The 9,852-nt window shown below is 68.9% G+C and carries 7 protein-coding genes and 1 pseudogene; all 8 read left to right on the forward strand.

The features are described 5' to 3' along the window. The first annotated feature begins 89 nt into the window (after positions 1-89). A complete protein-coding gene (locus tag U4012_RS35345; protein ID WP_321804482.1) occupies positions 90-566 on the forward strand; it encodes a chemotaxis protein CheW in 477 nt (158 codons plus the stop codon). 8 nt (positions 567-574) lie between these two features. Beyond that, entirely contained in the window at positions 575-2,047 is a 1,473-nt protein-coding gene (locus U4012_RS35350; RefSeq protein ID WP_321804492.1) for a protein-glutamate O-methyltransferase CheR, read from the forward strand. After that, positions 2,044-2,781 (forward strand): chemotaxis protein CheW, encoded by a 738-nt coding sequence (locus U4012_RS35355; RefSeq protein ID WP_044847531.1) that lies wholly within the window; start codon positions 2,044-2,046, stop codon positions 2,779-2,781. Before U4012_RS35350 ends, U4012_RS35355 begins: the two co-directional genes overlap by 4 nt. Next, a complete protein-coding gene (locus U4012_RS35360; RefSeq protein WP_321804485.1) occupies positions 2,778-5,156 on the forward strand; it encodes a hybrid sensor histidine kinase/response regulator in 2,379 nt (792 codons plus the stop codon). Before U4012_RS35355 ends, U4012_RS35360 begins: the two co-directional genes overlap by 4 nt. Further along, on the forward strand, positions 5,153-6,160 hold the full coding sequence (locus tag U4012_RS35365) for a chemotaxis response regulator protein-glutamate methylesterase (protein ID WP_321804486.1): 1,008 nt from the start codon (positions 5,153-5,155) through the stop codon (positions 6,158-6,160). The genes U4012_RS35360 and U4012_RS35365 overlap by 4 nt, the downstream gene beginning before the upstream one ends. A gap of 45 nt (positions 6,161-6,205) precedes the next feature. Further along, positions 6,206-7,327, forward strand: coding sequence for a diguanylate cyclase (locus tag U4012_RS35370; RefSeq protein ID WP_321804488.1), 1,122 nt, complete (start codon positions 6,206-6,208; stop codon positions 7,325-7,327). A 756-nt stretch (positions 7,328-8,083) separates the two neighbouring features. After that, positions 8,084-9,574: an L-asparagine permease gene (gene ansP / locus U4012_RS35375; RefSeq protein ID WP_321804490.1), complete on the forward strand. Its 1,491-nt coding sequence runs from the start codon at positions 8,084-8,086 to the stop codon at positions 9,572-9,574. Positions 9,575-9,642: 68 nt separating this feature from the next. Beyond that, positions 9,643-9,852, forward strand: a pseudogene (locus tag U4012_RS35380) (circularly permuted type 2 ATP-grasp protein); the annotation flags it as partial.

Below are 9,852 nucleotides of genomic sequence, written 5' to 3' on the forward strand. Positions count from 1 at the left end.
TCTGACGCTCGTCGCGAACCACCTGCGCACCGGCGTGTCGCGCTTCAAGATCGACGGCTGACGCACGCGGCCTTCGTGCGGACGACACGATGCTCTTCCTACTTTTTGAACTCGACGGCGAACGCTATGCGCTCGACGCGACGCGGATCGTCGAGGTGCTGGCGCTCGCGCCCGTGAAGGCGATGCTGGGTACGCCGCCATGGCTCACCGGCGTGATCGATCACCGGGGCAAGCTGGTGCCGGTGATTGACGTGCCGCGGCTCGCGCTCGGGCGCGCGGCGCACGCGCTGCGATCGACGCGGCTCGTCGTCGTGCGCTATGCGCAGCAACACGAGGCGGACGGCGCCGATCGATGGCTCGGGCTGATCGTCGAGCACGCGACGCAGGTGCGCGAGTTCGCGCCCGCGCAATTCGCCGACAGCGGGATCGCGACGCCGCACGCGCGCTGGCTCGGGCCGGTCGCCGCCGACGCGACGGGATTCGTGCAGCGGATCGACGTAGAGCAGATGCTCGATGACGACGCGCGCGCATTGCTGTTTCCGCCCGCGCAGGCGCTTGCCGGATGATGGCCATGATGAACGCCAACGACCCTCGATTCGAAGCGTGGCTCGCGCGTGAAACCGGGATGGATGCGGCGACGCTCGGCAATCGTGCGCTCGCGCGCGCGGTTGCCGAACGCGCACGCGTCACGCAGGCCGATGCACCGGACGCGCCTGACACACCGAGGCCCGCCGGCGGCACGCCGGACGACGTCGCCGAGGCCGCCGGTGGCGCCGCGATCGATGCGTACTGGCAGCGGCTGAATGCGTCCGCGGACGAACGGCAGGCACTGATCGAAACGCTGGTCGTGCCGGAAACGTGGTTCTTCCGCGACCGCGAGGCATTCGTCGCGCTTGCGCGGATCGCCGACGTGCGGCTCATGCGCGAGCCGGCGCGCACGCTGCGCGTGCTGAGCGTGCCGTGCTCGACCGGCGAGGAGCCGTATTCAATCTCGATGGCACTGCTTGACGCCGGCATCGGCCCGTCACGCTTCGCGATCGACGCGATCGACATCAGCGCACGCGCGATCGAGCGGGCGCGGGCCGGCGTCTACGGACGCAACGCATTTCGTGGCCACCCGCTCGAATTCCGCGACCGCCACTTCCGCGAAACGGTCGGTGGCTGGCAGCTCGACCCGCGGGTGCGCGAACCGGTACGCTTCGTTCAGGCGAACCTGTTCGACCTGCCGCTCGACGCGGACACGCGCTACGACTTCATCTTCTGCCGCAACGTGCTGATCTATTTCGACCGACACGCTCAGGACCAGTCGATCCGGCTGCTCGAGCGGCAACTCGCGGACGGCGGCACGATCTTCGTCGGCCCGGCCGAGACGGGGCTGATGATGCGGCATGCGCTGGCGCCCGCGCGCATTCCGCTCGCGTTCGCGTTCCATCGCGCGGCGCAGGCTGATGCTCCGGCCACGGGCGCGAACGATGGCGAGCGGCCGCCCACTGTGTCTGTGGCATCTGCGAAGCCGGTGGCGCCGCAGACGTTGCCGCTCCGGCACCCGGTGGCGGCGCCCTCCGTGGCAAACCATTTCGCAACGGCAACCCTGCACCGCCCGCCGGCCGTGCCACAGCGGCCGCCGGTGACACGCATCGCGCACGCGGCGCCCGATGCCGCGGATGCCGCGCCGAGCGCACCCGCCGCCCCGGCGTCCATGCTCGCCGACGCCCGCCGGCTCGCCGACACGGGCCGCCTCGACGACGCCGAGCGCGCCGCGCACGCATTCACGCTCGCGCACGGCCCCGACGCGGACGCGTTCTACCTGCTCGGCCTGATCGCCGATGCGCGCGGCCTCGATGCGGACGCGCAGGATTTTTATCGCAAGACGCTGTATCTCGACCCGGCTCACTATGAGGCCCTGACCCATCTCGCCGCGCTGCGCGACGCGGCAGGTGACGCGGCTGGTGCCCGGCAACTGATGCTGCGTGCGCAGCGGGCAAGCGCGCGGCGCGTCAGCCGTGCCGACGGCGGACCGGACCAACGAACCGGGCGGAACCCATGACCCACGCCGCTCGTGACGATCGCGCTCCGGCCAGGGCCGTCGACGATTGCTGGAATCTCATCGGCACGCGAGGTGACGGCTCGTGCCCGCGGCTTGCCGTGCACACCCGCTGCCTGAACTGCCCGGTGTTCGAACACGCGGCCGGGAAGCTGCTCGACCGGCCGCTCACCGACGCGGACCTCGCCGAAACGGCGCGCGCCGCACGCAGCACCTCGCAGCCAGCCCCTGCGGACGCACGACTCACTGCATCCGCCGCATCTGCCGACGATGGGCAAGCGCAGCAGTCCGCGCTCGCGTTCCGCGTCGGCGACGAATGGCTCGGCCTGCCCGCCGCCGCGCTGCGGCAGGTCGACGGGCCGCGCCCGATCCATTCGCTGCCGCACCGGCGCGACGGCGCCGTGCTCGGGCTCGTCAACGTGCGCGGCACACTGACGATCGCAGCATCCCTCGGCGTACTGCTGAATCTCGAACGCAACGCAACCGGACCGCACGAGTCGCGCAACGCGTATGCGCGGATGCTGGTCGTCGAGCATCGCGGCGACGCGGTCGCGCTGCCCGTCGACGAGGTCGAGGGCGTGCTGCGCTTCGCGGCGCATGCGCTGCTGCCGGTGCCGACGACGCTCACCCACGCGGCCGCGATGCATACGCGCGGCCTGCTCGCGTGGCGCGATACAACGATCGGCGTGCTGGACACCGATCGCGTGTTCGACTCGCTTGCGAGGAGCCTGCGATGAGCACCGACGACGACCTGATGCGCCTGTCGCTGCTCGACCTGTTCCGCGACGAAGCACACACGCAGACGCAGGCGCTCGCGAGTGGCCTGCTGACGCTCGAACATTCGCCCGGCGACGCGCCCGCGCTGGAAGCGTGCATGCGCGCCGCGCATTCGCTGAAGGGCGCCGCGCGCATCGTCGACCTGCAGGACGGCGTCGACGTCGCGCACGCGATGGAGGAATGCTTCGTCGCCGCGCAGCGTGGCGAGCTGACGCTGACGACCGCGCACATCGACGCACTGCTGCATGGCGTGGACCTGCTGCTGCGCGTCGGCAACGCCGATCCGGCGGCGGCGGTCTCGCGCGCGGATATCGACGCGCTGGCCGCACTGGGTCCGACCGACGCGTCGGACGAGCGCGCCGACCGCGCGGTGTCGCTCACACCGCTTACACTGCCCGTACCGCCCTCGCCGGAACCAGGCGCCGCAGCGCCGCACATCGGCTCCGCGCCCGACGATGCCGCCCTTGTCTCGATATCGCCGCACACCGGCGACAGCCCGCCGCGCCACCCGCCGGCCGATCCGTCGCCGGGCTTGCATGCCGTCGCGCCCGACGCCCCGCCTTTGCACACCCAACCGCCCCCCCGGCACGATCCGCAGCGGATGCTGCGCGTACGCGCCGAGCAGCTCGACCAGCTGTTGAGCCTGTCCAGCGAATCGCTCGTCGAATCGCACTGGCTGAAGCCGTTCACGGGCTCGATCCTGCGCATCAAGCGGATGCAGCGCGACGTCGCGCGCTCGCTGGACGTGCTCGTCGAAACGCTCGCGGAGCGGCTCGACCCGGCCGCGCTCGCGTCGCTGAACGATGTGCGCCAGGGGCTCGGCAACCTGCAGCTGCAGCTCGGCGCGCGCCTGGACGAGCTCGACCGCTTCGACCGCCGCAGCACGCATCTCGCGCAGCAGCTTTACGACGAAGCGTTGCGCTGCCGGATGCGACCGTTCGGCGACGCAACGCACGCGTATCCGCGCATCGTCCGCGATCTCGCACGTTCGCTCGGCAAGCGCGTGCGATTCGCGATCGTCGGCGAAACGACGCAGGTCGACCGCGACATCCTCGACATGCTCGACGCGCCGCTCGGCCACCTGCTGCGCAACGCGCTCGACCACGGCGTCGAGACGCCTGACGAGCGCATCGCGAGCGGCAAGCCGGCCGAAGCGAGCGTGACGCTCGAAGCGCGCCACAGCGCGGGCCAGTTGCTGATCTCCGTCAGCGACGACGGCGCCGGCATCGATCTCGACGCGCTGCGCGCAGGCGTCGTGCGGCGCCGGCTCGCCGACGCGGACACGGCCGCGCGGCTGTCCGACCTCGAGCTGCTCGACTTCCTGCTGCTCCCCGGCTTCTCGATGCGCGACCGCGTCACCGATGTGTCGGGCCGCGGCGTCGGCCTCGACGCGGTGCACGACATGGTCAAGGCCGTGCGCGGCACCGTGCGGATCTTCACCGAGCCGGGCCGCGGCGCGCGCTTCGTGCTGCAACTGCCGCTCACGCTGTCGATCGTGCGCAGCCTGCTCGTCGAGGTCGGCGGCGAAGCGTACGCGATCCCGCTTGCGCACGTGCGCCGCACGCTCGAACTCGCGCGCGCCGACATCGACACGCTCGAAGGCCAGCAGCATTTCCGCTTCGACGGCCGCCCGGTCGGGCTCGTCACCGCGCACCAGCTGCTCGGCGCACCGTCGCCGGAACAGGCGGGCGACAGCGTCGCGACCGTCGTGATCGGCGACGAATGGGAGTCGTACGGGATCGCCGTCGACCGGTTCCGCGGCGAATGCATGCTGGTGATCCAGCCGCTCGACCGCCGGCTCGGCAAGGTCAAGGACATCGCGGCGGCCGCGCTGATGGAGAATGGCGAACCGGTGCTGATCATCGACGTCGAGGACTTGCTGCGCTCGGTCGACAAGCTCGTGCGCGGCGGCCAGCTCGACAAGGTGCAGCGCGCGCAGCACACGGCCGTCGCACGGCGCCGCCATGTGCTGGTGGTCGACGATTCGCTGACGGTACGCGAACTGGAGCGCAAGCTCCTCGAAAAGCGCGGCTATGCCGTCACCGTCGCGGTCGACGGGATGGACGGCTGGAACGCGCTGCGCGGCGCCGATTTCGATCTCGTCGTGACCGACATCGACATGCCGCGCATGGACGGCATCGAACTCGTCACGCTGATCAAGCGCGATGCCGCGCTGAAATCGCTGCCGGTGATGATCGTGTCGTATAAGGACCGCGAGGAGGACCGCCGCCGTGGACTCGACGCGGGCGCCGACTACTACCTGGCGAAGAGCAGCTTCCACGACGAAACCCTGCTCGACGCCGTACGCGACCTGATAGGAGAAGCCCGTCCGTGAACATCGGCATCGTCAACGACCTTCCGCTCGCCGTCGAGGCGCTGCGCCGCGCGGTCGCGCGGCGGCCCGAGCACCGCGTGCTGTGGGTCGCGACCGACGGCGCGCAGGCCGTCGAGTTCTGCGCCGCGCAACCGCCCGACGTCGTGCTGATGGACCTGATCATGCCGAAGTTCGACGGCGTCGAGGCGACGCGACGGATCATGTCGTCGGGCAAGCCGTGCGCGATCCTGATCGTGACGAGCAGCATCGGCGCGAATGCGTGGCGCGTGTACGAGGCGATGGGCGCGGGCGCGCTCGATGCAGTCGATACGCCGCGGCTCGGCGCAGGCGCGAACGGCGACACCGCGCAGCTGTTGCTCGCGAAGATCGACCAGATCGGCCGGCTGCTCGACAAGCCGGCGGCCGCCGCCCGCCCCGCCGGCACGACGGCGCGCGGCGACGGCGGGCCGCTCGTCGCGATCGGCGCGTCGGCCGGCGGCCCGACCGCGCTTGCGTCGATCCTCGGCGCGCTGCCCACCGATTTCGGCGCGCCGATCGTGATCGTGCAGCATGTCGACCAGGCGTTCGCGGACGGCATGGCGCAATGGCTCGACGGCCAAACGCCGCTCAACGTGCGCATCGCGCGCGAAGGCGACCGGCCGCAGCCGTCGTTCGTGCTGCTCGCCGCGACCAACGACCACCTGCGGATCACGCGCGCCGGCACGCTCGAATACACGCGCGAGCCGGCCGAGACGCCGTACCGGCCGTCGGTCGACGTGTTCTTCAGCAGCGTGACCGAGCACTGGCCCGGCGACGTGATCGGCGTGCTGCTCACCGGGATGGGGCGCGACGGCGCGATCGGGCTGAAGGCGATGCGGATGAAGGGCTACCATACGATCGCGCAGGACCAGGCGACGAGCGCCGTCTACGGAATGCCGAAAGCCGCCGCGACGCTCGGCGCCGCGCGCGCGATCCTGCCGCTCGAGCGCATTGCGGGCGAACTGGCGGCGCTCGTCGGGAACTGAATGAAATGGACTTGCGTGACAGCAATGGCAACAACGGGTGTCGACATGACTAGTGACTCCACGCGACGCCCGGGCCACGATAACGGCACGTCCGCCGCGGACGGCGCGGGCGCGGCGCTCGAAGCCGCGCGCGCGACCCTGCAGGTGCCGCCGGCGACCGACGTGCCGGTGATGGTGCTGCTGGTCGACGACCAGACGATCGTCGCCCAGGCCGTGCGGCGCGCGCTTGCCGACGAGGACCGCATCGACTTCCACTACTGCCCGCGCTCGGACGACGCACTCGCCGCCGCAGTCGAAACGCGGCCGACCGTGATCCTGCAGGACCTCGTGATGCCCGGCACCGATGGATTGAGCCTCGTGAAGGCGTACCGCACGAATCCCGTGATCCGCGACGTGCCGATCATCGTGCTGTCGACCAAAGAGGAACCGGTAATCAAGAGCGCCGCGTTTGCGGCCGGCGCGAACGACTACCTCGTGAAGCTGCCGGACCGCATCGAGCTCGTCGCACGGATCCGCTACCACTCGCGCTCGTACGTCAACCTGCTGCAGCGCGACGAAGCCTACCGCGCACTGCGGCAATCGCAGCAGCAATTGCTCGAAGCGAACCTCGAACTGCGCCGCCTCACGCATTCCGACGGGCTCACCGGGCTGTCGAACCGGCGCTATCTCGACGAATACCTGAACGCCGAATGGCGGCGCGGCGCGCGCGAGCGCAGCGAGCTGTCGCTGCTGATGATCGACGTCGACAATTTCAAGCTTTACAACGACACGTACGGCCACGTGTCGGGCGACGACGTGCTCAAGCGGGTCGCCTCGACCGTCGAAAGCTGCCTCGGCCGCCCGGGCGATCTCGCCGCACGCTTCGGCGGCGAGGAATTCGCGGTGGTGCTGCCGGGCACGTCGCCGGGCGGCGTGCGCCTGCTCGCCGAGAAGATTCGCCTCGCGATCGAAGCGCTGCGGCTCGAGCACGTGCATTCGTCGACCGGCCGTTACGTGACGATCAGCATCGGCGGCGCGAGCGTCGTGCCGGCGGTCGGCACGCCGATGACGTCGCTGATCGAAGCCGCCGACCGCGCGCTGTACCGCGCGAAGCGCGACGGCAAGAATCGCGTCGCGATCGATGCGGGGCCGGCAACGGCGAGCGACGGCGGCGGGCAACCGGCCTGATCCGTACTCGGCAGCGTCTTGCGACGGCTATGTCAAGTTGACAAGCGCAGGCTACGTGCCTTCCTCAAGAGTAGTTATCCTTATCAGATTACTTCGTTGGCTGCGGGAGAGTCAGTCCAACCATGCCATGTGGCGAGGCGTTCTTTGAGCATGGCGCGACGACATACCGCGTTCATCTGATGTCTCGGCAACGCGAAGTGCTGCAGGATCGGGCCGACGCAAGAGAGAAATGCCAGTGTGCGTCGCGCATCGCGAAATCCGCGCAGCGCGCGCGTCCATCACACGATAGTCGGTCGCGATCTCTTTGCACACTGATGCTTGAGGCAATGCCGGCCGGACGTCATCGCACGCGGTGCCGCGCAGCCGATCTCGATCACGCACGGCAGCCGCTTCGAGCCGAAGTGACCCTGAACCAGCATGAATCCCGGTCGGAAGTGGAAATAGAAAAATCGAAACGACAATCACGCCCGCGCGATATGCGGCGTCGCACGCGACGAGCCCGTTAACGCACTTTGCGGCGCGATGGCCGAGGCCCGTATGCAGGAATTCGAACAGGCCTAGTCCAAATTCGCATTCTGTTTGTGATGGGAATTACGGCTGAATAAGTTCGCGACATACCGCGCTTTTCGCCAAGATCGGCGAATCGCAATCAGGATGGGTGCGCTTGATTCCGCACCCTGATCCTCCGGTACCGGTGGTCCCGATCGTCTCGCGATCGGGATGAATCCAATTACATCCGTGCACGAGGATACCGTCATGGCATCGATTCCCGAACCGTCGACAACCGGCGAAACCGACAAACGCAGCTGGCTCGAATCGCACGAAGCCGGCTACCACAAGACCCTCGGCAATCGACAGGTGCAGATGATCGCGATCGGCGGGGCGATCGGCACCGGTCTGTTCCTCGGCGCGGGCGGCCGTCTGCAGGCCGCCGGACCGTCGCTCGCGATCGTCTATCTGGTGTGCGGCGCGTTCTCGTTCCTGATCCTGCGCGCGCTCGGCGAACTCGTGATGCATCGCCCCAGCAGCGGCAGCTTCGTGTCGTACGCGCGCGAATTCCTCGGCGAGAAGGCGTCGTTCGTCGCGGGCTGGATGTACTTCCTGAACTGGGCGATGACCGGCATCGTCGACATCACCGCCGTCGCGCTGTACATGCATTACTGGGCGCCGTTCGCGGCCGTGCCGCAGTGGATCTTCGCGCTCGTCGCGCTCTGCATCGTCGCGACGATGAACCTGATCGGCGTGAAGTGGTTCGCCGAGATGGAGTTCTGGTTCGCGCTGATCAAGGTCGCCGCGATCGTGCTGTTTCTCGCGATCGGCTCGTTGATCCTCGGCACGGGCGTGCAGGTCGCCGGCCGTGACACCGGCATGCATCTGATCACCGACAACGGCGGTTTCTTTCCGCACGGACTGATGCCGGCGCTGGTGCTGGTGCAGGGCGTGGTGTTCGCGTTCGCGGGCGTCGAGCTGGTCGGCACGGCCGCCGGCGAATGCAAGGACGCGCGCAAGGTGCTGCCGCGCGCGATCAACAACGTGATCTGGCGCATCGCGATCTTCTACGTCGCGTCGGTGGTGCTGCTGGTCTGCCTGCTGCCGTGGAGCGCGTACAAGGCGGGCCAGAGCCCGTTCGTCACGTTCTTCGGCGCGCTCGGCGTGCCGGGCATCGGCTCCGTGATGAACCTGGTGGTGCTGACGGCGGCGCTGTCGAGCCTCAACTCGGGCCTGTATTCGACCGGGCGCGTGTTGCGTTCGCTGTCGATGGGCGGCTCGGCCCCGGCGTTCCTCGGCCGAATGAGCGCGCAATCCGTGCCGTACGCGGGCATTCTGGTGACGGTCGCGATCTACGTGGTCGGCGTGCTGCTCAACTATCTCGTGCCTTCGAGCGTGTTCGAGATCGTGCTGAACATCGCGTCGCTCGGCATCATCAGCACGTGGGGCTTCATCGTCGTGTGCCAGATGAAGTTCCGCGCCGCGGTCAGGCGCGGCGAAGTGGACGACGTGCCGTTCAGGATGCCGGGCGCGCCCGTCACATCGTGGCTCACGCTGCTGTTCCTGCTCGGCGTGCTGGTGCTGATGGCGTTCGACTACCCGAACGGGACGTGGACGATCGCGTCGATCCCGCTGGTCGCGCTGCTGCTCGTGGCCGGCTGGAAGTGGTTGAGCAGCCGCGCGCGCCGTGGGTTGCTCAAGCCGACGATTCCGTCGGTCACACTGACACGGCAAGTGCTCGAGAAGGGCGACAACTGAGCCGACGCGCAATCGGGGGACGGCCTGCGGCCCGAAGCAGGCCGCCTCGCAGAAAAAGAGAAAATTCAATGGCACCGTTTGACGAAATGCTTGCGGGCGATCAGGTTCGCCCGCCCTACTCGCGAGTCAAGGCATGGCTCGACACGCAGAACCCTGCAAGCCTCGCCCAGAAGGCCCACGACGCGGAAGGCGTGTTCCGCAGGACGGGCATCACGTTCGCCGTGTACGGCGACGCGCAGGCCGCCGAGCGCCTGATTCCGTTCGACATCGTGCCGCGG

The organism is Burkholderia sp. BCC1988 (assembly GCF_905339895.1).
Taxonomy (GTDB): Bacteria; Pseudomonadota; Gammaproteobacteria; order Burkholderiales; family Burkholderiaceae; genus Burkholderia.